The organism is Leisingera sp. ABM4_103 (genome assembly GCF_056158685.1).
Window position 1 is genome coordinate 41045 of the sequence record NZ_JBSWTU010000010.1, and the last position, 24213, is coordinate 65257.

21 protein-coding genes are annotated in these 24213 nt (G+C 60.1%); 3 read left to right on the top strand and 18 right to left on the bottom strand.

The annotated features are described in order from the left end of the window. The first annotated feature begins 396 nt into the window (after positions 1–396). Positions 397–1422, top strand: coding sequence for a tyrosine-type recombinase/integrase (locus ACXAED_RS25170; RefSeq protein ID WP_274836337.1), 1026 nt, complete (start codon positions 397–399; stop codon positions 1420–1422). Between the two features lie 12 nt (positions 1423–1434). Here ACXAED_RS25170 and repC read toward each other — a convergent pair whose 3' ends face one another. The 4 genes from repC to ACXAED_RS25190 all read right to left on the bottom strand — a co-directional run bounded on the left by repC (position 1435) and on the right by ACXAED_RS25190 (position 5864). Next, the gene (gene repC / locus ACXAED_RS25175) at positions 1435–2715 is read right to left on the bottom strand and encodes a plasmid replication protein RepC (RefSeq protein WP_274836336.1); all 1281 of its coding nucleotides are present in this window, start codon (positions 2713–2715) and stop codon (positions 1435–1437) included. A gap of 226 nt (positions 2716–2941) precedes the next feature. Then, positions 2942–3964, bottom strand: coding sequence for a ParB N-terminal domain-containing protein (locus tag ACXAED_RS25180; RefSeq protein WP_274836335.1), 1023 nt, complete (start codon positions 3962–3964; stop codon positions 2942–2944). Further along, positions 3961–5316: a ParA family protein gene (locus tag ACXAED_RS25185; protein WP_274836334.1), complete on the bottom strand. Its 1356-nt coding sequence runs from the start codon at positions 5314–5316 to the stop codon at positions 3961–3963. Before ACXAED_RS25185 ends, ACXAED_RS25180 begins: the two co-directional genes overlap by 4 nt. Before the next feature lie 209 nt (positions 5317–5525). Then, positions 5526–5864 (bottom strand): DUF736 domain-containing protein, encoded by a 339-nt coding sequence (locus ACXAED_RS25190; protein ID WP_165198474.1) that lies wholly within the window; start codon positions 5862–5864, stop codon positions 5526–5528. Between the two features lie 640 nt (positions 5865–6504). On the opposite strand from ACXAED_RS25190, the gene ACXAED_RS25195 reads away from it, so the two are divergent. Then, complete coding sequence (locus ACXAED_RS25195) at positions 6505–6846, top strand: type II toxin-antitoxin system RelE/ParE family toxin (protein WP_274836333.1); 342 nt, start codon at positions 6505–6507, stop codon at positions 6844–6846. Continuing rightward, positions 6843–7136 carry a helix-turn-helix domain-containing protein gene (locus ACXAED_RS25200; RefSeq protein WP_274836332.1) on the top strand — a complete coding sequence of 98 codons (294 nt, stop codon included), beginning with the start codon at positions 6843–6845 and terminating at the stop codon, positions 7134–7136. The genes ACXAED_RS25195 and ACXAED_RS25200 overlap by 4 nt, the downstream gene beginning before the upstream one ends. Positions 7137–7144: 8 nt before the next feature. On the opposite strand, the gene ACXAED_RS25205 is transcribed toward ACXAED_RS25200, so the two are convergent. The 14 genes from ACXAED_RS25205 to ACXAED_RS25270 all read right to left on the bottom strand — a co-directional run bounded on the left by ACXAED_RS25205 (position 7145) and on the right by ACXAED_RS25270 (position 24201). Then, positions 7145–8056, bottom strand: a complete 912-nt coding sequence (locus ACXAED_RS25205; protein ID WP_274836331.1) for a DUF2493 domain-containing protein — start codon at positions 8054–8056, stop codon at positions 7145–7147. Positions 8057–8354: 298 nt separating this feature from the next. After that, positions 8355–9401 (bottom strand): DUF7146 domain-containing protein, encoded by a 1047-nt coding sequence (locus tag ACXAED_RS25210; RefSeq protein WP_475054549.1) that lies wholly within the window; start codon positions 9399–9401, stop codon positions 8355–8357. Beyond that, positions 9398–13795, bottom strand: coding sequence for a strawberry notch-like NTP hydrolase domain-containing protein (locus ACXAED_RS25215; protein ID WP_274836329.1), 4398 nt, complete (start codon positions 13793–13795; stop codon positions 9398–9400). The genes ACXAED_RS25210 and ACXAED_RS25215 overlap by 4 nt, the downstream gene beginning before the upstream one ends. Positions 13796–14310: 515 nt before the next feature. Beyond that, positions 14311–14946, bottom strand: a complete 636-nt coding sequence (locus ACXAED_RS25220; protein WP_274836328.1) for a hypothetical protein — start codon at positions 14944–14946, stop codon at positions 14311–14313. 104 nt (positions 14947–15050) lie between these two features. Beyond that, on the bottom strand, positions 15051–15527 hold the full coding sequence (locus tag ACXAED_RS25225) for a DUF6915 family protein (RefSeq protein WP_274836327.1): 477 nt from the start codon (positions 15525–15527) through the stop codon (positions 15051–15053). A gap of 1 nt (position 15528) precedes the next feature. Next, entirely contained in the window at positions 15529–15912 is a 384-nt protein-coding gene (locus tag ACXAED_RS25230) for a DUF6878 family protein (RefSeq protein ID WP_274836326.1), read from the bottom strand. After that, positions 15896–16255, bottom strand: a complete 360-nt coding sequence (locus ACXAED_RS25235) for a hypothetical protein (protein WP_274836325.1) — start codon at positions 16253–16255, stop codon at positions 15896–15898. Before ACXAED_RS25235 ends, ACXAED_RS25230 begins: the two co-directional genes overlap by 17 nt. A gap of 116 nt (positions 16256–16371) precedes the next feature. Beyond that, the gene (locus tag ACXAED_RS25240; protein WP_274836324.1) at positions 16372–16752 is read right to left on the bottom strand and encodes a DUF3768 domain-containing protein; all 381 of its coding nucleotides are present in this window, start codon (positions 16750–16752) and stop codon (positions 16372–16374) included. Between the two features lie 126 nt (positions 16753–16878). Beyond that, the gene (locus ACXAED_RS25245; RefSeq protein WP_274836323.1) at positions 16879–19050 is read right to left on the bottom strand and encodes a ParB/RepB/Spo0J family partition protein; all 2172 of its coding nucleotides are present in this window, start codon (positions 19048–19050) and stop codon (positions 16879–16881) included. Positions 19051–19199: 149 nt separating this feature from the next. Continuing rightward, entirely contained in the window at positions 19200–19658 is a 459-nt protein-coding gene (locus ACXAED_RS25250; RefSeq protein ID WP_274836322.1) for an acyl-CoA thioesterase, read from the bottom strand. A gap of 73 nt (positions 19659–19731) precedes the next feature. Then, entirely contained in the window at positions 19732–20613 is an 882-nt protein-coding gene (locus ACXAED_RS25255) for a helix-turn-helix domain-containing protein (protein WP_274836321.1), read from the bottom strand. 52 nt (positions 20614–20665) lie between these two features. Then, positions 20666–21868, bottom strand: coding sequence for a CaiB/BaiF CoA transferase family protein (locus ACXAED_RS25260; protein WP_274836320.1), 1203 nt, complete (start codon positions 21866–21868; stop codon positions 20666–20668). Next, positions 21868–23022 (bottom strand): iron-containing alcohol dehydrogenase, encoded by a 1155-nt coding sequence (locus tag ACXAED_RS25265; protein ID WP_274836319.1) that lies wholly within the window; start codon positions 23020–23022, stop codon positions 21868–21870. Before ACXAED_RS25265 ends, ACXAED_RS25260 begins: the two co-directional genes overlap by 1 nt. Before the next feature lie 18 nt (positions 23023–23040). Then, entirely contained in the window at positions 23041–24201 is a 1161-nt protein-coding gene (locus ACXAED_RS25270; protein ID WP_007120593.1) for an acyl-CoA dehydrogenase family protein, read from the bottom strand. Positions 24202–24213 lie beyond the last annotated feature (12 nt).

Below are 24213 nucleotides of genomic sequence, written 5' to 3' on the forward strand. Positions count from 1 at the left end.
CGCGCTTTCTTCCAAGGCAGGTTTGTGGCTGCTGGATGACGGGCATCCAGCAGCCACAAACCTATTTCATTATCGGACGTAAAAATGATATGCGTAGAACCATGGTCTTCCGCTCATGTTTCATCACTGGACTCGCCCGAAATCGGCCCTCTCGTCGAGCTCGTTTGTATTTCATTGGTGGACAAGGCTTTAGCTCAAACACTGGACTCCTGACGAAATGCCAAACCAGGTTGAAGCGGACCAAATTCGAGTCGGGGTTCGTGAGACTGGGTGGAGCAGTATTCGTGAGACTGGCGGTGGTTCGGACGCTTCCTGGCATTTTGGCATGCTCTCTCGTGGACCTGCGCGAACTCATGTCCGGCCGAAGGCCTTCAGCTCAACGAGAGAGGTTCTACTATGAGGGAGGATGACGATCGGATTACCCTGCCCGTGCATGTCGCCGGTTCCGGCACACTCGACCGCCTGGTCGACACCGCTCGGGACTACGCCAAAGCCTCGACGGCCGAGAACACGAACAAGGCCTATGCCGCCGACTGGAAGCACTTCGCGCGTTGGTGCAGGCTGAAGGGTGCGGAGCCCTTACCTCCGTCTTCAGAGATGATCGGCTTGTATCTGGCCGACCTGGCCGCGCCGACCAACGGGTCCCCTACCCTCTCGGTCAGCACCATCGAGCGTCGCCTCTCAGGTCTGGCATGGAACTATGCGCAACGGGGGTTCACTCTCGATCGCAAGAACCGCCACATTGCTTCGGTCCTGGCGGGGATCAAGCGCAAGCACCTGCGCCCGCCAGTGCAGAAGGAAGCGATCCTGGCAGAAGAAATCCTCGCGATGGTGGCCACCCTGCCCTACGACCTGCGCGGACTGCGGGATCGGGCAATCTTGCTGCTGGGTTATGCCGGAGGTCTGCGCCGCTCGGAAATCGTCAGCCTCGATGTCCACAAAGACGATACGCCGGATTCCGGTGGCTGGATCGAGATCTTCGAGAAAGGCGCCCTCCTGACCCTCAACGCCAAGACCGGCTGGCGCGAGGTGGAGATCGGCCGCGGCTCCAACGATCAGACCTGCCCCGTGCACGCGCTGGAACAATGGCTGCACTTTACCAAGATCGACTTCGGCCCTGTCTTTGTCAGCACCTCGCGCGATGGCACACGCGCCCTCGATACACGACTCAACGACAAGCATGTCGCGCGTCTGATAAAGCGCACGATCCTGGATGCTGGCATCCGATCCGAACTACCCGAGAAGGAACGCTTGGCCTTGTTCTCAGGTCACTCGCTGCGTGCCGGCCTCGCCAGTTCGGCCGAAGTCGACGAGCGCTACGTTCAGAAGCAGCTGGGGCATGCCTCGGCCGAGATGACCCGCCGCTACCAGCGCCGCCGCGACCGGTTCCGCGTGAACCTGACCAAGGCTGCCGGTCTCTGATCCCCTGCCCCATCACGCAGCCTGCCCACTGAGCCTGCCATAGAAACTGCGCTCGAGATGCAGCTCCCCTGCCCCGGCCTTCTCGACCATGCCGCGCAGATAGCCGCCCGGCGAGGACACTTCGCCCGCGCAATGCTTCTCGAAAACAAGCGCCAGCGCCGCTGTCGCCACCTGTTTGCCCAATCGGTCCTGCGCCACGTTCCAGGCATGCTCGGACACCCCGATCATCGGCCTGAGTTGACCTGCAACCCGGTGCAGATCGCCCCAATCTTTCAGGAACCCGCCCATATTGCGGGCCCAGGACGCGAATTCCGGACAGGCCTGCATGACAGTAGGCAGATCCAGCGCCGCGCGCTTCTTGCGCACCTCGGCCACCCATTCTTCCAGCTCCCTATCAACCTGATCTTCGGGCTGAGCATTGGGCACCACGGCCGCGACTTCCTCACTTTCAGAGGAATTACATTTTACAGGATTAAGTTGATTTGTAATTAGTATATGAGGGTCAGAATTGACCTCCCTGGGGTTCATTTCTTGAGTTTTCTCAGAACCTTGTTCCTTGGTTTCCGGCGTGTTTTCCACAGGTTGGACAACCTCAGTTGCCTTGAGATAGGCGGCCTCCACACGCTCCTGAAGCTCCCTGAACCACGTCAGCAGCCGGGCAAGCTGCTCGGAAGCTTCGTGGCGGCGCGGAAGCCGGTCCAGAAGTTCCTCGAAAAGGCCTGTGAATTGCGTCCAGGGCCCTCGCAGCGCGCTACTGACGGCGGCCTCGATCCGCGCGCGGATCATCCGGCGTGCCACCGTGATCTGGCGCTTCAGGCGCTGACAGAGCTCGCGTTCGGCCTGCAACTCGGCCTGCAGCTCTTCGAACTCTTCGACCCGAGCCGAAAGCGGCGACAGGTCGAAGCCATAAGCCTCGACGATGCGGCCCTCGGTGTCCCTGCGGCCCCACCGTTTGCCATTGGGACTATCCTGGAAGGAGACCACGCCGATCTCAGCAAGACGCCGCGCGTGGCGCTTGAGGGCCGACAGCGAAAAACCCGTCTGCTCCATCAGATAGGCGTTCGACGCCCAGACGATCGGACGCTGCCCCTCTTCCCAGTCCTGGGCCTGCGTGAAGGCTCCCAGTGTATCTAGGAGCATCATGTCGCCGGCCTTCAGGCCGATATGCGCTCCCACACGCTTGAGCGCGACAAATGCTCGTGTTTTGGGTACTGCTACCCGTTCACCGGCTTGCGCAAGCTGCTCAGCAACTCCAAGACCCGGTGTCGGCTTGCGCCAACCTGTATGTTTCATGCCTGTATCTCACCTCCGGTTAAGTGGAGGCAAAAGAAAGCCGTTCGCTCAGAAGCGTTCATCGTTGACAGTGAATCCTGCGAGACTTATCTTGAAAGCGACCAAACCATTAAGATCAGCTCTCAGGCCACACCGCTTGGGGGCTTTTCTTTTGCCTTTGCTTCGATTGTCGTTCCTTTTTTCTCCTTGCCTCGTCGTTCCAGAGAAGATGCCGCTGACATTGTCGTCAGTCGGAATCCTTCCCCGAGCCTTCGGCGCTCAAGTAGTCGGCGACTAAGTCTCCGAGCTTCTCGAGACGCTCTTGGTCAATCGGCACGCCTGCAACCTTGATGGATAAGTTCCCATCGACTGAAGTCGCCGAAAGATTTCGGTTGCCCACCTTGCGTTTGACCGTGAGCTTACTGGGCTTTGCCTTCGGTTTTGGCTTGGGTGTGTTCACCCTCTCCAAGCTCGCCAAGGCCCCTTGCAAATCGCGAAAGCTCATGTCGTAGACATTCTTGAACGCGTTCAAGATTTGATCCTGCGCAGCGAAGACAGACCTTGCTCGCGAGACTAGGCTCTCATGCACGCCAATCTTCTTTGCAAAAGCCACAGCTGTCAGCTTGTCTTCACCAGAAGCCAGCGTTTCATACATTTCACCAATCGAAACCAATCGCTCAAAAGGGCTAAGATTCTCGCGTTCCTCATTCTCGCGAAACCGCAGAAACAACATCTCAAACTTGCTGTTCTCGGCGTTTCGCGCGTCAGGCGGGGCAAGGATTGCACGAAGGGGTACACCGAGCTCTGACGCGGCAGCCAGTCGGCGGCGTCCTGTCAGCATCACGAATGGAACCCCAGCGATATTCGACGGGTTCAACGGATCCGGCTGCCAATCCGGATCCTCGGGCCACACCAGAATGGGTGTGTCCTGCCCGTTCGAGGCAATGCTGCTTACCAGAGACCTGAATGCTTCCTGAGACATCCAGTCTTGACGGCGGTCAGTCCCCATCGGATCTGAGATCTGGTCTGGCGACAGGCTTATCTCGTGGCGGCCGTTAAGGATATCCGAACAAAGCTCGGCTCTGCTTCGCTCCACGGCGGCTTGCGACTGCGCAAGCGCCCCTGATTTCCAAGCGCTGCCGGCTCCCTTGAAAGGAGTGGAAACAGCATCACCTGGTTCTGCCCGGCCTTCGGAACCGGGCGTGCGCTCCTTGGATGCGTCAGGGTTGGTAGCCTTGCTGACCAACGACCTAGGAATACTGCGTTTCATGCTTCGCCCTCGCCGTCATCTTCATAGAATTCGTCCATCCATGTATCAGCGTAGCCGCGTTCGAGTCCTGGCCAGAGCCGCGATACTATGGCGTCATTCACGGCATCGGCATTCGTGATGAACCGGTTGATCCCCTTGCGCTTTCCCGGCGTGTCCGGCTCATATTCGTATACGGACTGATAGACGTCTGACGCATTTGAGATCGCGTCGGAACGCAGATAAAACACCGGCAGAATCTCCGTGGGGCAATGTTCTAGCAGGTTTCCGATGTGGTTAAGGTCCTGCGCATTGGACCGTTGGACGATCGTCGGCAACAGCATGTTCGCACCGGTTCCGATCTCGATCCTTTCATGGGCCAGAATGTGCTGAAGCATCCCCAGCAGGCCGGTCACAAAGGTCGACAGCGTTGCGATGTCGAACCCCTTCATGGTTTGCGGGATGACCAGCGAAGTCGACGCAATCACGTTGTTCAACTGGAAAAGTGTCAACGCGGGTTGATAGTCGATGATGATGACATCGAGGGTCTCGGTCAGCGCAGCATCCAGCCGCTGCTGATCGACCTTGCCCTCGACTACCAATTCGTTGGGCAGCGTCTTTGGTGGGTGGCCCGCCTTCCACCGATTGATGGCATCGCGCAGGTAGCGATAAAAGCTCTTTCCGGCGGGGGCCTCGCGCACAAGCCGCGCAATCTGGATCTCACCCTCGGATGTTTCGCCGTGAGCTGGCAGCAGGCGCAGGCCCGGCCAGGAAGTCTTGAGAAGAAAGCTGTCGAGCGTTTGCGCATCGTGGTCGGTGTATGGCGCGTCTTCCGACTGAAAGAGTCCAGCAAAGTCCACCATGGAGGCGGTGTTTTCATCGGGCATCTGGGGAAGACCCTCTCCCCCGACGAAGTAGAGCGTTATTGTACTTTGCGGGTCGGCATCCATGACACCAACACGCATGCCGTAGTGCAAACTGAGATACTGGGCGAAATGCGCGGCGCTCAGGCTTTTGGCGGTGCCGCCTTTCTGGCTTGCAAACGAGATGACGGGCAAAGGTGCATCAGGCTTCCGCCAGGCCAGGTAATCGTACGGCCGCTTTGCCGAGGCCGCCAGAAGGGCCCGCATGTGCATCAATTCGGAAAGCGTGAAAACGCGCTCTCTTCCAACATATTCGCCCGCAGGAAAGTCGTCGCTCGAATTGGCGAACTTGGTGAGATACTGAATACTCACGTTCAGAAACCTTGCGCACTGGCGCATGGACCACGTGCGCTTGATGCGCTGACGCAAGGTGAGTTCCTTGTTCACTGCCACCATCGTGCGCTCAAGCCCACGTGACAGGTCCGTCAAAAACTGTTCTAGACTACCGCTCATTCCTAAGTCCTGACTTCGGTTGGGTCCGAGTTCGACTCGATTCTGCTTCGATGGTAGCACGGTTTTGGAAGAAAGATAAAGATACCACGCGCCTATGGGTTTCATGCGCTTATTTAGAAGCTCCGCAACCCCCAAAACTCCAATCTTGAACGCGTTCAAGATTGGAGTTTTGATGGGCCGGTCGGCAGGGAGCCGACCGGCCCTAGCCGTCACGCGGCGTCTTTGGGACCCCAGGGGATGACGGCCTGCAGGGACAGGTCGTCCTGGTTCGCGGCCTTGCCGAGGTTGGCGTTGAAGCCGTGATCGCGGATGGTCAGCGTGTAGTAGTCGGCACCGGTCTCCTTGTTCTGCTTCTTCCAGATGCCACCGCACTCGACCAGCTTGCCGCGCGGGGAGCGGCCGAGGACGCGGTGCGTGGGGGCCATCGGGTTCGAGCTCGCGACGGGTTCGACCGTGATGTCGAGGTCGAAGGTCAGGGTCGAGATGGAGCCGACGCCCTTGGCGGTCTCAAAGTCGGCGCTGGTGAATTTGATGCAGTTCGTGGTCATTGCTCTTCTCCTTGTTTGCGTTGCAATGATGGTCACCTTGCAGCTGGCCAAGGCCCGGCCACACCGAAGGCGAAGCGTAAGCTGGAGAGGGGCAGGCGCCGATCTTTTTGCCTCGCGAGGAATGGCCCGCAGGGTCAGGGGAAAAAGATCGGCGACAACCTTTGTGGACGGGGCGACAGCTGCGACCAGCATGTCATGCAACTCAGACACCCGAAGAAGTGCGGGGGCCGCGAAGGAAACTGGGTGAACTGCCGAGCGAGAGGCCGTGAGGGCCTTGGCTCCCTTCTAAACTCACCGAAAATAAGACATAGCCCAGACGTCAAAGCCGCATCCCCCGGGATCACTGCCGCGACCAATGTCCTCGCTGAAGCGCCCACGATTCAGACAAGTACTCGAGGTGATCAGAGCGTGGAACGAAAGGTCGGGTCGTCACGAGACACCGCAACAGTCCAATCTCACGAAATGACAACCCGGCTGGTACGATCGATCTGCCTATGCGAGCGCACATTTGGACAGTTACGCCAATAGCAATTGACCGGGCATACCGGCAGGCTCTGGCAGCAGTTGCCGACTTGCTCTTCCAGCCCGCAAGCTATACGTCATTGACACATACGCCGCCGAAACCTATATGGGACTAAAGATGACACGATTGCAGACAGTGGTTGAACTGCCCGAATTCCAAAGACGGGCCAAGGCAATCATGTCCGACCAGGAACGCGAGGCTGCGATCGACTTCATTGCCACCAATCCGGAGGCTGGCGTCTCGCTTGGTGGCGGGTTGCGCAAGGTCCGTATCCCAAGAGAAGGGGGCGGCAAGAGTGGCGGCTTCAGGACGGTGTATGTTTTTGGCGGGAGCCATATGCCGATCTTCCTGATCACGGTTTTCGCCAAAAACGAGAAGGCCAACCTGTCGAAGACCGAACAGGCCGCCGCGGTAGAGATGAGCAAGGTGCTCGTCGCGAAATATGGAGACGCAACATGAGTGCATTTGAATCCATCTCCAAGGGCCTGGAAGAGGCTTTGGCCTTCGCGAATGGCGACTCGACCGGCGCGAAGGTCCATGAAGTTTCCGTGGCGGAGGTCGATGTCGCCGAAGTCCGGCAACGGACTGGCCTGTCCCAGGCAGAGTTCGCCAAGAGCATTGGCGTCGCGAAAGGTACGCTGCTGAACTGGGAACACGGGCGCCGGCAACCGACAGGCCCGGCACAGGTTCTGTTGGCCCTGATCGCAAAGAAACCGTCTGTCGTGCAGGACCTCTTGCGCGGGGCGTGAACCGGGGCCTAAGCCCCGATCCTCTTGATGCGGATCCCGATCTTGCGGGCCTTGTCGACGATGTTCTCGGTGATACCTGAACCGGGGGTGGCGATCAGGCCTTGGGGCATGGTCTCGAGCATCTTGTCGTTGCGCTTGAAGGGGGCGGCCTTGCCGTGGCTCTTCCAGTCGGGCTTGAAGACCACCTGTGTGACGCCACGGGTATCTGCCCAGCGGGCCGCGATCATTTCTGCACCTTTGGGTGTGCCGCCGTGCAGGAGCAACATGTCCGGGTATTTGGCATGCGTGGCATCGAGGACGGACCAGATCAGGTCGTAGGCGTGATAGTCCCCGCCCGAAAACGCGATCCGCGTGCCTTCGGGGCAGTGCACCTCGGTCTCCTTGCGGCGCTTGGCCGAGAGATAAGCCCGGCTGTCCACCACGGCGGAGGTGAGGCCGCGATGCGAGACCTTGGATCCGGTGCGAGGCAGCCAGGGCGAGCCCGTGGCGGCCGAGAAGTGGTCCACGGCCAGATCGCGCATCTGCTCGAAAGCGTCGCGATGGTCCCAGAGCTTGAGCCCGATTAGCTGGAGGCGCTCAAGCTCGACCGAGGCGACTTCAGAGCCGTCCTGGATGGCGAGGCTTTCCCGGACCTCGAATTCGTTGTCGTCGAGAAGCTTCTGGATATGGGTAAGCCGACGATGGAAGACCGAGGTGAGGGACCAGAGCATCTCTTCGAGATTGTCTTCCAACTGGCTGCCGGTGAGGAGGCCGATAGTGGTGTCAAAGAGGGTCGCCATGGCGAGCTCGACCTCGTCGGGCTGGGGCAGGGGGCGATGGTCGGTATCGCCGGGCCCGGGCGTTGCGCCATGAAGTGCGAGGTGGTCGAGGATGGCGGAGGTCACTCCGGTCTCCTCTTGGATGGCTGTCTGATGGGGCATTGTCTGGTTCCTCTGTTTGATCTGACCCGATTTGGATGGGGCGATAACAGGACCGGCGGCGACCGGGCCGCATCCGTCAGGATCGGAGCAAAGCGGAGAATGCGCCGCGGGCCGGAAAATTGGTCCCGCGAGGAATGAGCCGAAGGCTCAGGGGAATTTTCTGGTTCGGGGGGCATTGCTGCCCGGGCGAGGAGCACTCTGCTCCGACCCGCTGGTCCATCGCACCCCTTATCCAAACGGGATCAGATCGAACCCGCGGACCCTTTGCCCCGTCGGACATCCCCGGGGGGGTTGGCACTCACACGTCCTCGATCTCCAGACCTTGTGCTTTCATGGCCTCTAACAGGGACCGGCGGAGCGCATCTCTGCCAAAAGCTTTCAGATCGTCGTTGAAATCCCCCATGGCCGGCACGAGATCACCACAGGCAATTCCTTGCGATTCCAGTTGGTTACGCAATTTCATGGATGCGTTACGTCCAGGCTCGTCATTGTCCCGCGCGATCCAGACACGCTTGATCCCTGGCGGCGGGATGAAGAGGCCGAGATGGGTGGCAGTGAGACAAGAGGCGAGGTCGTACTCCGGGAGAGCCGTGCCGACCGAGAGGGTGTTCTCGAGCCCTTCGCCGACGATGACATCGCTGCGATGTGTGCCGGACCAGAAGCGAATGGCATGGCCGTGCAGCTGTCCGAGGATCCGCTTCGGGCTCTCGATCTCGGCCAAACCGCCGGTGGACGGGTCGAGATAGACCCTTGCGCATCCGGTGATCTGGCCCCGATTGTCCGTGATCTTTGCGAGCAGGGCAGGGGCTCTTTGCGGCAGACCGGACACGTCCTCGCCCTGCCGCAGGAAGACCCGCGGGTGATAGCGCAGCGCCGGACCCAGCCGTGTGATGCCGCGCCTTTGCAGATTGATGGCGGCCAAGGTGCCAAGCACCGGCTTGCCTGATGCAAATAGCTTTCGCGCCTGCGCAATGCGTTCATTGGAATCCGCATCCGAACGTACCAGGTTCCTAAATTCACGAAGTAAGGCAGGGCAGGAGGCTTCGCCAAGGAAAGACCGGGCCTCCCTTAGTGTCTCCTTGAGCGTGACAGACCCAAGCCGTGCGTGGAGCAGGTCAATCAGGTCGCCATATTCACCCGTCGCGAAGTCTTGCCAGGACCCGGCCTTGCGCCCACCCTGCGCCTGCAGCCGGATGGCTAGGCTCTGACCCTTGGCCCCCGAGGTATCGCCGACCTGCCAATAGTTGCCCTGCTTGCGCCCCTCGGGAAAATACTGGCGGCAGAAACTCTCGGCGCAGTCTGCAAGATTGGCCGAGAGGTCCGCGATACTGCGCCGCGCGCTCATGCGGCAGCCTCCGCTGCGCTGGCGCCAACTGGATGCTCGGCAAGGACCCGTGCCAGAACCTCGGCGCCATCCACCGGGATGAACACACGCGTCTTCCACTGGATCACCTCGGTGAAACAGCCCATCGATTTCAAACCGGGCAAGACCGCGCCCGAGGCGCCAATGAGTTCAAGCCTCGGCTGACCCATAACAAGCGACCGGCGCAGCTGGTAACCCCCAAGCAGGTTGAGGGTCGTCCTGGCTTCCATCACCGCGGCGAAGACCTCCTGTGGCGTCATCTCGATCTGACAATCGAGACCCAAGCGCGCATAGACATTGAGAAGCTGTTCCTGGCTGACCAGACGCCCGATGGCGCGTTCCCCGCCTTCAGTCTGCAGACGATAGATGCGCATGTTGTCGGCGGGCAGCCGGTCCCAGATCGGCAGGAGCAACCCGCAGATCAGCGTGATCTTTGAGGTGGTGAACTCCGGTACCGCCTCGACCTCGGCCTGCCAAAGCTGTTCGAACATCGCATCATCGATCTCTTCCCAGTGTGATTTCGAAAACTCGGCGAGGGCAAGGATCTCGGTGGCCATGGGTCGCAGCAGTTTGACCCGCAGGTTCGGCACGCCGTCTTCGTCCATGAAAGCCGGCGCATTCACCATCAGCGCCGCGCGTTTGGAGGTCTTGTTCCAGCAGAGCCTCGCGCCCTTCGTATCTGCACAGATCGCTCTAACCCGGGGCAGGGTGAGCGGATCGTTGCGATCAGTCCGCTCCACGGTGAGCGCGGTGGCCGTCGCCCCCGTCGCCTTATGCTCGAAAATCACCTTACGATCGACAATCTCGAACTTCTCGGCGCGCAGGGTCTCTAGCCCGACGTCCAGCGTGCCCGCCTGGCGCGCATCCTCGATGATGGCCGAAAGAAACCCGCCGAAGGCCTCGAAGATCGCGTCCTGGATGTCGATGCGGAGCGCGAGACAGCGGTTCAGGAATTGCTGGATCGGCGGCAGGTTTTCCTTCACGGTGCCATCCGCTTCATCGAGCGTCAGCCCGGTCATCTCCTGGAATTTGGCGTAAGAGCAGGCCTCGATCTTACCTGCGCGCAGCTTGTAGAAGAATTGCCGTAGCGCCGCGCGTGCGTAGGAGCTCTCGAGGTTGTCCTCGGCGCGAAACATGTTCTGCCCGCCAGTCTCGCGCTGTCCCTTGGTAATCGCCCCGAGCGTGTCGAGGCGCCGCGCGATGGTGGAGAGAAACCGCTTCTCACCCTTCACATTGGTCGCAACGGGTCGAAAGAGCGGTGGCTGCGACTGGTTCGTTCGATTGGTGCGCCCCAGCCCCTGGATCGCATTGTCGGCCTTCCATCCGGGCTCCAGCAAGTAGTGCACACGGAGGCGCTGGTTCTTTGCCCCGAGATCGGCATGGTAGCTGCGCCCGGTGCCGCCTGCATCCGAGAAAATAAGGATGCGCTTGGCATCATCCATGAAGGCCTGGGTTTCTCCGAGGTTCGACGAGGCGGGGCGGTTCTCAACCTTGAGCCGCCCCTCAGGCGTTTTCACGATGCGCCGCTTGCGCCCTGTGACCTCGGCCACGGCGTCCGCACCGAAATGCCAGAGGATCTGGTCGAGCGCGCCCTGCACTGGGGCAAGAGCCCCCAGATGCTCGACGAGCGCGTCGCGTCGTCGCTCCGCCTTGCGGCAAATAATGGGATTGCCGTCGCCATCGAGGGCAGGACGAGACCGCAGATCCCCGTTCTCGTCGGTGTAGGGCTCAAAAAGCTGCGTCGGGAAGCTGTGCATCAGGTAGTCCATGATGTTCTCCCTCGGCGTGAAATCGACCTGCAGGTCGTCCCACTCAGAAGGCGGGATGTCTTCGAGGCGGCGCTCCATCACTGCCTCGCTGGTCGAGACCACCTGGATCACGGCCGCATGACCCGCCGCCAGATCCGCCTCGATGGCGCGGATCAACGAGGGGCATTTCATGGCGGTGATGAGATGATTGAAGAAGCGCTGCTTGTTGCTCTCGAAGGCAGACCGCGCGGCGGATTTCGCCTGGGCATTCAAGGTGCCCGTCTCGGAGGAAATACCCGAGGCCCGAAGCGCGGCCTCCAAGTTGGTATGGATGATCTGATAGGCGTCGGCGTAGCTGTCATAGATGGCTACCTGGGCGGGCGTCAGCTCGTGCACCAGCATCTCGTATTCAACCCCGGCGTAGGAGAGGGACCGCGCCAGATAGAGCCCGAGCGCCTTCAGGTCGCGCGAGATCATCTCCATGGCGGCAATGCCCCCAGCCTCCATCGCGGCGACAAATTCGGCCCGCGTCACGAAGGGGAAATCCCCGGTGCCCCAGAGTCCGAGGCGGGACGCGTAGGCAAGATTGCCGACGACCGTCGCCCCCGTGGCCGAAACGTAGAGCACGCGGGCATCGGGCACAGCATTCTGTAACGCGAGTCCGGCAAGACCTTGTTGGGAGGCCTTCTTGTCGCCGCGGTCGGACTTTTCGCCGGCGGCGTTCGCCATGGCGTGGCTCTCGTCGAAAGCGATAACCCCGTCGAACCCTTCGCCGAGCCAAGACGTTACCTGGTCGAGGCGGGAGGCTTTGCCCTCGCGTTCAGCAGAACGCAGGATGGCATAGGTGACGAAGAGGATACCCTCAGGCAAACGAATGTCGCTGCCCTGGCGGAATTTCGAGAGCGGCACGATATCGCTTTCACGCCCGCCGAGCGCCATCCAGTCGCGCCGGGCATCCTCGATGAGCTTGTCACTTTTCGACACCCAGACCGCCCGGCGTCGGCCCTGCAGCCAGTTGTCGAGGATGATGCCTGCAACCTGCCGCCCCTTGCCGCAGCCTGTGCCATCGCCCAGGAACCAGCCCTTGCGCAGGCGAAACGCGCCTCCGTCGCCCTCGGCCGCTGCCATCAGCTGGCCTTCGATCTCACCGCGCTTGAACCAACCCTTGAGACGCGTCTCATGCGCATTGCCCGCATAGATGACACTTTCGAGCTGCGGCGCAGAGAGGAGACCGTCCTGGACGAGGGTCTTAGTCAGCACCGGGCGGTAGGTCGGCACGGGTGGTGGCACCGAGGCCATGGCGGCGGATTGGACAAGTGCTGTCGGATGTTCCGCCGCGCCGTCGATCCGGATTGCCTGAAGGTCATAGGCCTCGTAGACCGTGTCCTGCAGCGTGCCCTCGGGTTCGCTCCAGGCTTTTGGCAGGTAGTCGAGCGGTGCCGTCTCGATGTCGTCAAACGGATGCCTCGCGCGTTCTTCGGCGAGGGCGCGGGTTTCCTTGCGGGCGGCGTTGCGCAGGGCGTGCAGGTTGGTCCGCGCCGCGGGTTTCGGCACCGCCAAAGCCGCGCTGTTGGGGCAGGGCGGGGCGCTGCGCCGCGCCGGGCAATGGGCGAGCACTGCGGAGAGAAGATCGGCCGTTGTCGTGCAGATCGGATGGTAGGTGGTCGCGTTGTAGACAGGTGCGGTGTCGCCTTCATCGGCCACACGCTTGTCGATCACCGTAAGCCGCGTGTCGATCGTGGTGCCATGCCGCGCAAAGACCTTGCCGTCGATCGCGGCGGAAAACACCACATCGGCGCTCGAGGCGATCCGATTAAACGTCGACTGGAAGGATTTAGTGGTGGGGCGGAAGCTTTCGCCAGTGATAACGACAAGACGTCCACCCGGCGAAAGGCGCGCCAAGGCGGACAACACGTGCTGACTGGTGGCCTGACGGAACCGGCCCTCCACATGGTTCGCAGCGGAAAAGGGCGGGTTCATAACAATGACCGAGGGCGTGATGGAACGGTTGAGGCGATCATCGATCGAAGCGGCGTCGTGACCTGATACGACGGCTCCGGGGAACAGGTTTTCCAGCAGGGCGCGTCGCGTTTCGGCGAGTTCATTCAGCGCCACGCGCGCACCCGCAATTCGAGCGAAGATGGCCAGCATGCCGGTGCCGGCCGAAGGTTCGAGCACCAGATCGTCGGCCCGAAACCCCGCCGCCTGCGCAACAATGGCCGCAAGCGGCAGAGGAGTCGAGAATTGTTGCAGACGGACGCTGTCTTCGGAGCGCCGCGTGTGGGAGGGGGCCAGACCGGCCAGCCGTTCGATCATGGTAAGGAAAGCTTGCGGCGAGGGTGCCTGACGCTGCATGAGCGCGCCGTAGCGCGAGAGCATCCGGATTTGCGCGACTTCCACCGCTTCATAAGCGTCTTTCCAGACCCAGGCGCCGCTGGTGTCACTCGCGCCAAAGGCATCTTCCATTGCGGCGCGGAGGGCGGCTGCATCGATAGGTCGACCCGCCTCGAACAGGGGGACGAGGGTCGTTGCAGCCTGCATCAAGTGTCCGGCAAAGCCGACAGTCGTGGGCAGGGCAGGGGCCTCGGCAAGGGTTGCAGGCGGGGCGGAATGGGGGTGAGCGTTCATCGGCAATCTCCGGGGTTGAGGATTGGCCCCAAGCCCCGCGCGCACTCTCTCACCCGGGAGGGGTCACCCCTCCCGCCCTGCCTCTCGCTCTTTCATGGGAGTGCTGGACTCCGCCCCGCGGCGGAAACTTATCCCCAGAATCTGGGGATGGGTCTGTGGGCGCTGTCGCGGAAGTCCTTGTCAGCTTGAAGCTTTATCGGTGCGCCCAAGTTTTGGGCAAGGTGCGACCTCGGCATCCAACTAGTGGGCACCTCATTGACCGAACGGCGACCGACAAACCGTGGACAACCTTCAGAAAGAGCTCTGAAAAAGAAAAAGGCGGCATCCGGGAGGAGGTGGATGCCGCCGTTTAGCTTTGATCGGTTCAGGGAGGAGGAGAGAACCGATCACGCCTTTAACATAGTGGCCATGCTGCGACCGCACAATAGCTGCGCCATGACAATTCTGCATTGCAGCAATGCAGATCCACCTGGGCTCTGCGTAAAAGTGAGGTCATTTCCAACTCGTCCCAGCCTCTAAGGGAGAGCCTGCGCTTGAGCGGCAGCGGACTCGCGTGTTTGACCCGGCGAAGATGTGGGCACCGCCTCCCGCGCTTCGGGCAAACAGCCGGTCTCATAGTCACCGACGAACCCCCAGCAGGCGTCGATTTCCTCACCGTCCTGCTCAATGACATAGCCATAGACCCGGCCGCCAAGATAGGCGTCATAGCTGACAACTTCACCGCGCAGGATGTCTTCAGCCTTTTCACGCAGCGACTTGGTGACACGCTTCGCGCCAAACTCCTTCCGAACCTCCTCAAGCGCCACATAGATATAGCCAACCTGGCCGGAATCCCACGGGCAGTGGAATCCGATGGTGTTCATGGCGAGCCCGGAATGGTCATAAAGAAACACTGGCAGCAGCACGGACTTGCGCTCGGCGCGGTCGCGCAACTCGTCTAACGAAAGATCGCTCTGCTCCGAAACACCGGCGAGGTCGCGCAGGAACGCCTCAGGGCTGTCGAACTGGTGGCTGTCGCCAAGCCGGTATCTCCGATGCCAACAGATCAGCGTGGCGAGGTTGCACCACTCACGCGGGCTTTCCATGTCGGTGTCATGGTAGATCTTGATGGTGTGGCCTTGGTAGGCTTCCTCAAAGACGGGGTCTTGCATGTCGGTTTCCTTTCTTGAAACGCAATCGACCCGCCGAGCCTTTTGTGGCCGAGCGGGTCGATCTGTACGTGGTCAGATGGTTGGCGAGTTTGCCGACCGGCGGATCAGGCGGCGGCGCGGTTCTGACGATCTTGGACGTGCTCGACCGAAACCTTCAGGAGCCAATCCTCAAATCCGAGAATGGTCTGGTGACTGGCGACTGTTTCGATCCAAGCCGCGCGCGGATCGCTGCCGATCTGCGTCGGGTCGTTGTCGATCCGGCCATTGGCCATCCAAGGCTCCGGCTGAATGCGTCCGAGCCAGTCCGCCAGCGACGGGATGCGGCCCTGGCAGTCTTCGCGCACATGCTGCTCGCCAATCCAGCGGATCGGGACGACCCGGCCCGCGCTGTTGGTCAGGCTGCGCCCAAACAAACGCTCAGCCTCGAAGATCCCCAGCGTGTGGTGCCGATGTGCTCGGTGGGTGAAAAGCGCGAGGTGCTCCTTGGACGCATCGAACCAATCGTGCACGGCCTGGTAGTCATCTGGAACACCGCCGAACTTTCGGGCCGAGCTTTCGGCGTGGTGGAGGGGATGTGCCATGTCAGAGCCCCTCGTGTTCGGTGGTGTTGGTCTCGATATAGCGGTTCGAGTGGCTGACATCGACCTTGTCCGCCTCGAGCGCCCAGGTCAGTTCGCCATAGCCACCTTCGTTGTTCTCGAAGCCGGGGCTTAGCGCATAGGCGAAATCCCAGCCGAAGTCTTCGACCCGGCGGCGCAACGCCTCTGTCAAGGTGATCGTGTCTGGGGTCACGACGACATCCTCGACATTGCCGGAATCGCCGTAGCCTTCGTATTGCACCTTGAGGCCAGTCACGCCGAGGGCGCGCAGCTCGGTGAGGAGTGCCGCGCGGGTCTCGACCCGCTGTTCGGCAGCATGTCTTTGGGATTCGAGCATCTGAGCGGAGAAATCAGTCGCTTGTGTCATGTTTTTGGTCCTTTGGAATTGAGGGAAGGGGAGGGCGACCGTTGCGCAAGGCCGCAGCGTCGCCGCGTTTCTCAGCCGTTAGGTCAACCAGGTTGAAATAGAGGTTCTCGGTCGCGCGCTTGAACCCCGGCGGTTTGCGCGGAGCGAGGCAACGCACCGAGGCGCTGCAGCTCTCGCCATGCTCCATTGCGAACTGCGTCACCTTGTCGATCAGGTCATCCATGCCTGCGGCCTGGATGCGCTTTTCGGGGTAGCTTGCCATCATCTGGAACTGGGTAACGACGAAGGCGCCATCGCGATGCGCGGGATAAAGGGTGATCTGGTAATCGAGTGTCTTGGCCATCTCTGGTCTCCTGCAGCAGGCCGGACGCGATCATCGCGTCCCTTGGAACCCGCCAGCCCGAAAGGACCGCCCTTTGTGCAAGGGCGGTCCGGGGCGGCGATTGGAGGTGGAGGGCGTCAGTATTCCGACGGGAGAAGCAGGGTCAGCACGCGACGCGTCTGTTTCGGGTCGGAAGCCTCAGGCGAGCCGTACTGATAATCGACGTCGTACAAGTCGATCTTGAACCAGACCGTCGTGCCATCGAGGTCGATGATGCCCATCTCGTGCCATCCTTGCGGGTCGCTGTCGGCATTGAACCCGTCGAAGGCGGCAACGCGGCGGGTGAGCTCCAATTGGGCGTCGGGCCCAAGCGCCGCGACGCCTCGTGTCATCATGAACTGGCCCTGCGGGGCATCGGCGACCGGGGTAGTGCCGAGGATGGAGCGGCGAAACGCGTCATTCTGGGCGGCGATGAGAGCGGCTGCCCGAACGGGATCAAGGTCGAGTGTGGTGGTCATGGGATGTCTCCGGGACGGGCCCGCCGATCCGATATCGGCTGCAGGCAACCCGTCAGCCGGAAAGGGCCGCCCTCGATGTGAGGACGGCCCAAGGCTCATGTCAGGTTCAGATCGGTGCTCAACTTGTCAGGCCGCGTCCCCGCTGAGGAAGGCGGGCAAAGACGATGGTTCATCACTCTCCGCCTCGGCAAGAGCGACTGCGACGGGCACGTCGCCTTCCTCGGCCTCGGGCGCTACGCCAATCATTTTGGCGTCGGCCTCCGTCGCACCGGCAAACAGCATCCCGTCGGGCAGCCAGCGCGTCGTCTTTGCAGCCGTCGCCACGTCGAAACCTTCCGTCTCGCCTGCCGTTTCCGCAAATGCCCGCTCCATCGCAGCCGCGATATCGCCTTTGCGCTCGCGATTGCGATCCTCGGCGTAGTCATCGCCGATCAGTTTGCGCGCCGTGGACACAGCATGCCCCTTGTTGACCCGACCCCAGTAATTCTGAGCGGTCGGGCGCCAGCAAGCCGCCACATCGACGTCAAGCCGCGCGCCAATCTCCTCGATGATCGGGGAGGGGCGATTGTCGGAGGAGAGCTGCGGCTTGACCGCCAAGCCCGTCGCCCAAGCGAAGAGCGCCTGCTTTTCGGCAAGGGGCAGCGTCGACATGGCTCGGAAGTCCTCGGGTTTCGCCAGCTTCATCCAGTCGGTGGCGAGGTCCTGTTCCAGCGCCTCAAGCATCTTCTGGGCGACAGTGTCCGCATGCAGCACCTCGCGGTTTTGCGCTTGGAAGGGCCGGATCGAGATATCAAGCGCCTCGTTATTGTAGGACCGCGCCAAAATCTGCTCGCAGAGCGCGTAAAGCATCGCATCAAACGCCACCTCGAAATCCGCCGCCAGATGCGCCCTGAGGATATGCTGACGCGTCGCGCGCAGATCATCCGCTAGGCTCGCCGAAATCCCATCCGCCTTGCGCAAAGTCGTGGCCGAGTCGGAGCTCGGCGCGGGTGTCGAAGAGGTCGGCGGCGTCACTTGTGGGCGGGCAGGGGAGGGGGCGCCATCCGCATCTGCGGTAGTCTCGTCTGTCTCGAGCGTGGTTGGAATGTCCTCTGGCCGCACTAGGCCTTTCTCGACGCGCAGCGCCCCATCGTGACCGATGGTCAGAACGACACCGGCGATGGCGCGGTCCTCGTAGGCATAGGGCTGCCGCTCGCGCTGCAGAGCCTCGATTTCGCGCAGGCGCGGCTCGATGGCGTAGTATTCTTCCGTTTCAGCGTCCGTCCAATCCTCACCGTCATTCTGCGCCGCCAGTTCTTCCTCGCGCGCGATGAGACGCTCTTCCTCGGCAAGCAGGTCCGGGTCGGGGTCGATGTCCTGCGGATAGACCCGCCCGAAACTGCGAAACGCGCCGTAATCCACCGAAAGATGCACCTCGACCCATTTCCACGTCCCCTCAAAAGTCTTGGCCGCAGCTTGCAGTTTCTCGATGGCGAGACGCTCCAGGAGATCGGGGTTTTCCATGTGGGCGCTTGCACGATCGTCGAAGAGATCGCGTAGCAGAACCCCACCTGCCGCCTCATAGGCCTCGATGCCGACAAAGCGCCCGAGGGCCGAGTTCGCCGAATGCGCGGTCTCGGTGAGCTGGCGTTTGATGCTCTGCGGGTGGATGTGATAGCCGCCCTTCACCGCGTTCCAGACCGCCAGTTGGCGATCATGGTCGTCGGTCAGCGTGAAGGCCATGACGCATTCGAGGGTCAGGTCGCCAGCGCGAAACTGCTCGATGATCTCGGGCGCGACACGGGCGAGTTTGAGGCGGCGGCGCACCAGGTCGACGGAGACGCCGAATTTCAGCGCGATCTCGTCCTCGCTTCGCCCCTCGCCGATCATCTTGTCGAAAGCTTCGAACTGGTCGGCCGGGTGCATCGCCGCACGCAGGAGGTTTTCTGTGGCGGAGGTGAGGATCGCGTTGCGCTCGTCCTCGACGAGGCAGGGCACCGGGTGATCTGCGGGAATAACCCCGTCTTCGGCGAGCTGTTTCAGAGCCTTGAGGCGGCGACCGCCGGCATCGACGGCAAAACGTGTCTCGGACAGCGCATGAACCACCAGGTTCTGCTTGATGCCGGTCTCACGGATGCTCGCCATAAGCTCGGCGTCGTCGCTCGTGCTGGCGGCAACTTTGCGGACGTTGAGCGGGCTCGGCTCCAGCTGGTCGAGCGGGATCATCCGGATGTCGGCAGCGCCGTCAGGCGTTGCCGATCCGGTTGCTTCGGTCTTCTTCGCGGTGGCGGGTTTCGGTCGGGTTGCGGTCTTGGCCATGGTCAGGATCCTTGTCGCGCCGGACCCGGATGAGCCTCTCTCTATCCTTTCAAGCCCGGCACCCGGGCTTCCCTTTCTCTGGCTTTTTCGAGGTGGCGCTTACATGATATCCTTTTGCACAGGCTTTTCCGTCTCCAAGGTCTACGGGCCTAACCCACTGTTTGAATTGTTGAACCCACTTCCGAGAGCAGAGTCCTCCGAATTGAGCTTTCAATTTTGACTTTTCCAAATGTTGAAGCATCTCGGAAAACTGACTTAGTTTCGCATTCGAAGCAGGTCGTGTCATACTGACGGCCGACAACTCTTAGACCAACTGAACTTTCCCCCACGTGAACCACATAGACCTCGCATGCTAGGTGCGTGCCTGCTTTCACCGGCACATGGAATTCTAGGTCCATAGAAACAAAAGGCATGGCCGTGTTTTTCTCTGTGAGTAGAAAAAGCCAACCCCGGCCTGAAAGCAAGTCGTCCCAGAAGGACTCGATCGCTTCCAGCACGAAATTCGTGATCCGGCCAGTAAAGGCGATTCCCAGTTGGTCGCAGTCACCAAAGAAAATCCTGCGTTCAAAGATATATCGTGGTTTAATCCCAGTTTCTGATGCATTCATGGCAAAGTTCCAGGCCCGACATGTGTTTGCTCCCAGCGTGTGACAGCGATAGGAAAGAATAGTTTTCTTGTCATTATTCTAAGCGCCGGAATTTTGCGGGGGTCACGCCAGTCATTTTTCGAAAAGTTCGACTGAAGTGACTTTGATCTGCAAAACCGCAGTCGAGTGCGACTACTTTCAGGGGAGCGTTACCATTTTTCAGCATATCCTTGGCCTTCGATATACGTTTGCGCAGAACGTATGCGTAGGGTGCCAACCCGAACTCCGCCTTGAACTGACGCGAAAAGTGAAACTGGCTGAAACCGATAGATGCGGACATGTCTTCCAGGCTGAGGTTTTCACCTAAGCAGCTTTCAACAAGATCGATGATTCTCTGCCGTTGAGCAGAGCTGAAGTTAGAGTTTGCGTTGCTGGTTATCGAGACCTTGGCGTATCGACGCAGAAGGTGAACGGCGATCTGGCTGCGCAGGGCGTCGATGATTAAACGCTGGCCGATCCCACCGTTCTTTAGCTCATTCTCTAGCAATTGGATGCAGTTCAGGATACAGGGGTCCTTCGCAGACAGACAATCATTGATCTCAATGGACTTCGGGTCACGATCAAAGACCGAAAGGGCCGTGTTTTCGAGGTCGCTGTGACTGAGATAGACGTGTCTGACCGTGATAGACTCGGACCAACTCCAGGTGGATTCCTCTGCACGCGTGAGCAAGGAAATCCTGCCTTTCCCTACGCGCGCGCTTTGCCATGGGCCGCCACTCTTGCGGCGCATAGTAGTTGGCGCGCCGTCATAAGCGACAATCATGTAGTCACGCATTGGGGGAATTGCCGCGTCTTGTTGCTCATAACGGTAGCCCTTCAGCGTAATGCCGTTCCAGTTGCACCTGGAACTGTCCAATGTTGTCTTACCGGGAATCCATTCGGGTATCCGGTCCGGTGATATGAGCAGTCTTTCCATCTTGGCCTCCCTGAATTTTTTCGTGATCGTCCACTTGAACTGAGATTTCGGCTTAAGTCGTCTCGCGCATCCGCTGCTCTTCTCGAACGACATCCGCTTGAGTCAATCTGTCGATTTCAGCTTCTGTCAGTCCAGCCTCGCGAAGCAACTGCCTACTATGCTGCCCGAAGCGAGGCGGTGCTACGCGAACTGCTCCGGGGGTACGCGACAAGCGTGCTGGTACGCCGGTGCCGCGGTAGGTGCCAACCGATACCACCATGCCGCGATGTCGGGTATGCGGATGCTCCAACGCTTCATTAACATTCCGAACGACTCCAGCGGGAATTCCAGCTTTCAAAAGCACCGGCTCAAGTTCGAAGGCGTCATGTTGCGCCAGGCACTCTGACAAGACCTTCGTCATCTCTGACCGATGTGCAAGACGCGCGGCATTGTCGGTAAATCGTGGATCGCAGGGCACCTCCGGTAGGCCGAGCACGTCACAGAGTTTTGCGAACTGACCATTGTTACCGATAGCCAGATAGAGTTTGCCGTTACTTGTTTCGAACATGTCGTATGGTACGATATTTGGGTGCCCATTGCCGGTCGCCACTGGTATCTGTCCGGACATGAGGGAATTGGCCGCTTGCGGATGCATTATGCTGATCGCGCAATCATATAGTGGCACTTCGATGGCTTGGCCCAATCCGGACCGGCCCCGTTCCAAAAGTGCGGCGAGAACAGCGTTGCAGGCGATCAGACCGGTGCCAATGTCCACTATGGGCGTACCCATGCGTGTCGGGCCGTCGGAGGGATTGCCGTTGATGCTCATGAGGCCTGTCATAGCTTGTACCACAGCGTCATAGCCGGGAAAGCCGCCAAGTGGGCCATCGGAACCAAATCCAGTCACGTGGCAGAGTACCAGTCTAGGAAAACGTTTCCTGAGCACATCATCATAGCCAAGCCCCCATTTTTCAAGAGTACCAGACTTAAAATTGTGAACTAAAACATCCGCATCCTGAAGAAACCGCAAAATCAGGTCGCGCCCTTCCGGTTGCTGCAGATCGATAGCGATGGACCGCTTGTTGCGGTTGGCGCCAGAGAAATAGGCGCTGAGTTCATCATTGAAAGGCGGGCCCCAACTGCGGGTCTCGTCGCCCTGAGGCGGCTCCACCTTGATGACCTCGGCACCATGATCCGCAAGCATTTGGGTGCAATAAGGCCCGCCCAGCACGCGGCTGAGATCGACCACCTTGATCCCGTCCAATGAGCCAGCCATCAAAGCACCTCCTGATAGAGGCGCGCCACATCTTCGGCTGTCATATCGCGCGGGTTGGTCTCCAGCAATCGCGTGATACCGGTCACGACCTCATTAGCCATTCCGGGAATGGCTGCCTCGGTCACTCCGACACAAGAAAGTCGAGACTCAAGTCCGCTTTCGACTAGCAATCGTTCCATCTCGTCGATCAGGCCATGGGCTGCAGCCGCATCAGAGTTGAAAGGCCTCGAGGGCAGTAGTAACCGCGATAGGCGGGCATATTCAGCTTCTGCAACGGGCATGTTGAACCGCATCACTGGTCCTGCGACCAGAGCGTTTGCGTGCCCGTGAGGAACCTTGAAACCTGTTCCCAGTGGGTAGGACAAGGCATGAATCGCCCCCACGCTGGCATTAATGAAGGCCATCCCAGCCAGTGTCGCCCCCAACAGCATGGCCTCTCGCGCTGCCAGATCCGAGGGCGTTTCCAAGACGATTGGTAAGTTCTGACCGAGAAGCACCAGCGCTTTGTCCGCCATTCCATCGGAAATGGGATTCTTTCTGGTGCGACTGGTTACTGCCTCAATGGCGTGAACCATTGCGTCTAACGCCGTGGCCGCTGTGATGTGACGAGGCATTCCCAATGTTAGCTTTGCATCTAGCAAGGCAACGTCAGGCAGAAGCTGCGGTGCATATACCGCTTTTTTTTCGTGGCTTTCCGAAGTCAGCACGGACACCCATGTTACCTCTGATCCGGTCCCTGCCGTGGTTGGCACCTGGATCAGTGGCAAGCGTTTATCGGTGACCTGATTAATCCCGATCATGTCCGTAATCGGTTGATCGTTGGCTACCGCCGCTGCGATGACCTTGGCAGTGTCCAGTGAACTGCCGCCGCCAAGTCCGATGATTCCGTCAGCACCAAAGGCCCGCGCGACCTCTACCGCGGCCTCGACGACAGCGATCGGGGGGTCCGCTTCGACTTTATGAAAAATCTCAACCTCGATGCCAGCAGCCCTAAGTGAGGCGGCTGCCTCGTCCGCAAAACCACAGGCCAATATGCCCGGGTCCGTCACGACCAGCGCACGGGTGCAAGACAAATCTTGCATCAGGCTGCCGATCCGGCCAAGCCCACCGCTCTCGCAGACGATCCTCGGGGTGGAAAGGAAATTGAAGTCCATAGTTTGTCTTCGCTCCTGTTAAGCTGCTGCAGTGCGGATCATATTCCGCGCGATCAGTATTTGCTGAATCTGGGTTGTCCCCTCGTAGATGCGGAAGAGACGCACATCGCGATAGAAGCGCTCGACCGCATATTCGGCCATGTATCCTGCACCGCCGTGGATTTGCACTGCGCGATCGGCCACTCGACCTACCATCTCACTGGCAAACATCTTGCAGCAGGCAGCATCAGTCGACACGTTCTGACCAGCGTCCTTGCGGCGTGCTGTTTCTTCGATCATGCAACGCGCTGCGAAGGCCTCGGCGCGACTGTCAGCCAGCATGGCTTGGATCAGTTGCTTTTCAGCGATGGGTTCACCGAATTGTTTGCGTTCCATCGCATAGGATAGGCTGTCACGGATCAGCCGTTCGGCGGCGCCCACACAGACGGCAGAAATATGCAGTCGGCCCCGGTCAAGGACTTTCATTGCTGTCTTAAAGCCCTTGTTCAGACGGTCCGGCCCGCCGATAATGTTCGCGGCAGGCACGCGGACATTGTCAAGGATGACGTCGCATGTGTGCGAGCCCTTCTGCCCCATCTTCCTGTCAGGCTGGCCAAGCGTTATGCCTGGCGTCCCTGCCTCGACGAGAAAGGCGCTTACGCCGGCAGAACCTTCCGCCTCTGGATTGGTCCGGGCAAAAACCGTGAATAGATCGGCACGCGGTGCATTGGTAATGTAGCGTTTCGTGCCGTTCAGAAGGAAATCGTTACCGTCACGCCGCGCCGTAGTGCGCAGACTGCCAGCATCCGACCCAGCATCTGGCTCGGTTAGGGCGAAGGATGCGATCATATCTCCGGACGCGAGAGCTGGTAGATACTGCGCCTTCTGCTCGTCGGTTCCATCGATGATGATTCCCTGAGAGCCGATCCCGTTGTTGGTGCCAACTAGCGACCGGAACGCAGGCGAAGCCTGGCCAAGAACGAAAGCGGCTTGCACTTCCTCTATCATCGACAAGCCGAGCCCGCCGAAATCTTCCGGGATCGACATGCCGAAAAGGCCCATCATGCGGATTTCATCGACCAGCATCGGCGGAATCACATCCTCGTCGGCGACGCGATCCTCGTAAGGGATTAGTCGCTCTTTCACGAAGCGGTCGAGCGCGTCGAGAAACTGGGAAAGGGTATCTTTATCAAGGGCCATGATGCTCTCTAT

Coding starts and splice junctions, on each gene's coding strand:
- ACXAED_RS25200 (WP_274836332.1), top strand. CDS start 6,843: ATGAGTGCATTTGAATCCATCTCCAAGGGCCTGGAAGAGGCTTTGGCC.
- ACXAED_RS25185 (WP_274836334.1), bottom strand. CDS start 5,316: ATGAGCGGTAGTCTAGAACAGTTTTTGACGGACCTGTCACGTGGGCTT.
- ACXAED_RS25250 (WP_274836322.1), bottom strand. CDS start 19,658: ATGAATGCATCAGAAACTGGGATTAAACCACGATATATCTTTGAACGC.
- ACXAED_RS25190 (WP_165198474.1), bottom strand. CDS start 5,864: ATGACCACGAACTGCATCAAATTCACCAGCGCCGACTTTGAGACCGCC.
- ACXAED_RS25235 (WP_274836325.1), bottom strand. CDS start 16,255: ATGGCCAAGACACTCGATTACCAGATCACCCTTTATCCCGCGCATCGC.
- ACXAED_RS25195 (WP_274836333.1), top strand. CDS start 6,505: ATGACACGATTGCAGACAGTGGTTGAACTGCCCGAATTCCAAAGACGG.
- ACXAED_RS25270 (WP_007120593.1), bottom strand. CDS start 24,201: ATGGCCCTTGATAAAGATACCCTTTCCCAGTTTCTCGACGCGCTCGAC.
- ACXAED_RS25170 (WP_274836337.1), top strand. CDS start 397: ATGAGGGAGGATGACGATCGGATTACCCTGCCCGTGCATGTCGCCGGT.
- ACXAED_RS25180 (WP_274836335.1), bottom strand. CDS start 3,964: ATGAAACGCAGTATTCCTAGGTCGTTGGTCAGCAAGGCTACCAACCCT.
- ACXAED_RS25210 (WP_475054549.1), bottom strand. CDS start 9,401: ATGAGCGCGCGGCGCAGTATCGCGGACCTCTCGGCCAATCTTGCAGAC.
- ACXAED_RS25230 (WP_274836326.1), bottom strand. CDS start 15,912: ATGACACAAGCGACTGATTTCTCCGCTCAGATGCTCGAATCCCAAAGA.
- ACXAED_RS25205 (WP_274836331.1), bottom strand. CDS start 8,056: ATGCCCCATCAGACAGCCATCCAAGAGGAGACCGGAGTGACCTCCGCC.
- ACXAED_RS25225 (WP_274836327.1), bottom strand. CDS start 15,527: ATGGCACATCCCCTCCACCACGCCGAAAGCTCGGCCCGAAAGTTCGGC.
- ACXAED_RS25260 (WP_274836320.1), bottom strand. CDS start 21,868: ATGGCTGGCTCATTGGACGGGATCAAGGTGGTCGATCTCAGCCGCGTG.
- ACXAED_RS25240 (WP_274836324.1), bottom strand. CDS start 16,752: ATGACCACCACACTCGACCTTGATCCCGTTCGGGCAGCCGCTCTCATC.
- ACXAED_RS25255 (WP_274836321.1), bottom strand. CDS start 20,613: ATGGAAAGACTGCTCATATCACCGGACCGGATACCCGAATGGATTCCC.
- ACXAED_RS25265 (WP_274836319.1), bottom strand. CDS start 23,022: ATGGACTTCAATTTCCTTTCCACCCCGAGGATCGTCTGCGAGAGCGGT.
- ACXAED_RS25215 (WP_274836329.1), bottom strand. CDS start 13,795: ATGAACGCTCACCCCCATTCCGCCCCGCCTGCAACCCTTGCCGAGGCC.
- repC (WP_274836336.1), bottom strand. CDS start 2,715: ATGAAACATACAGGTTGGCGCAAGCCGACACCGGGTCTTGGAGTTGCT.
- ACXAED_RS25245 (WP_274836323.1), bottom strand. CDS start 19,050: ATGGCCAAGACCGCAACCCGACCGAAACCCGCCACCGCGAAGAAGACC.
- ACXAED_RS25220 (WP_274836328.1), bottom strand. CDS start 14,946: ATGCAAGACCCCGTCTTTGAGGAAGCCTACCAAGGCCACACCATCAAG.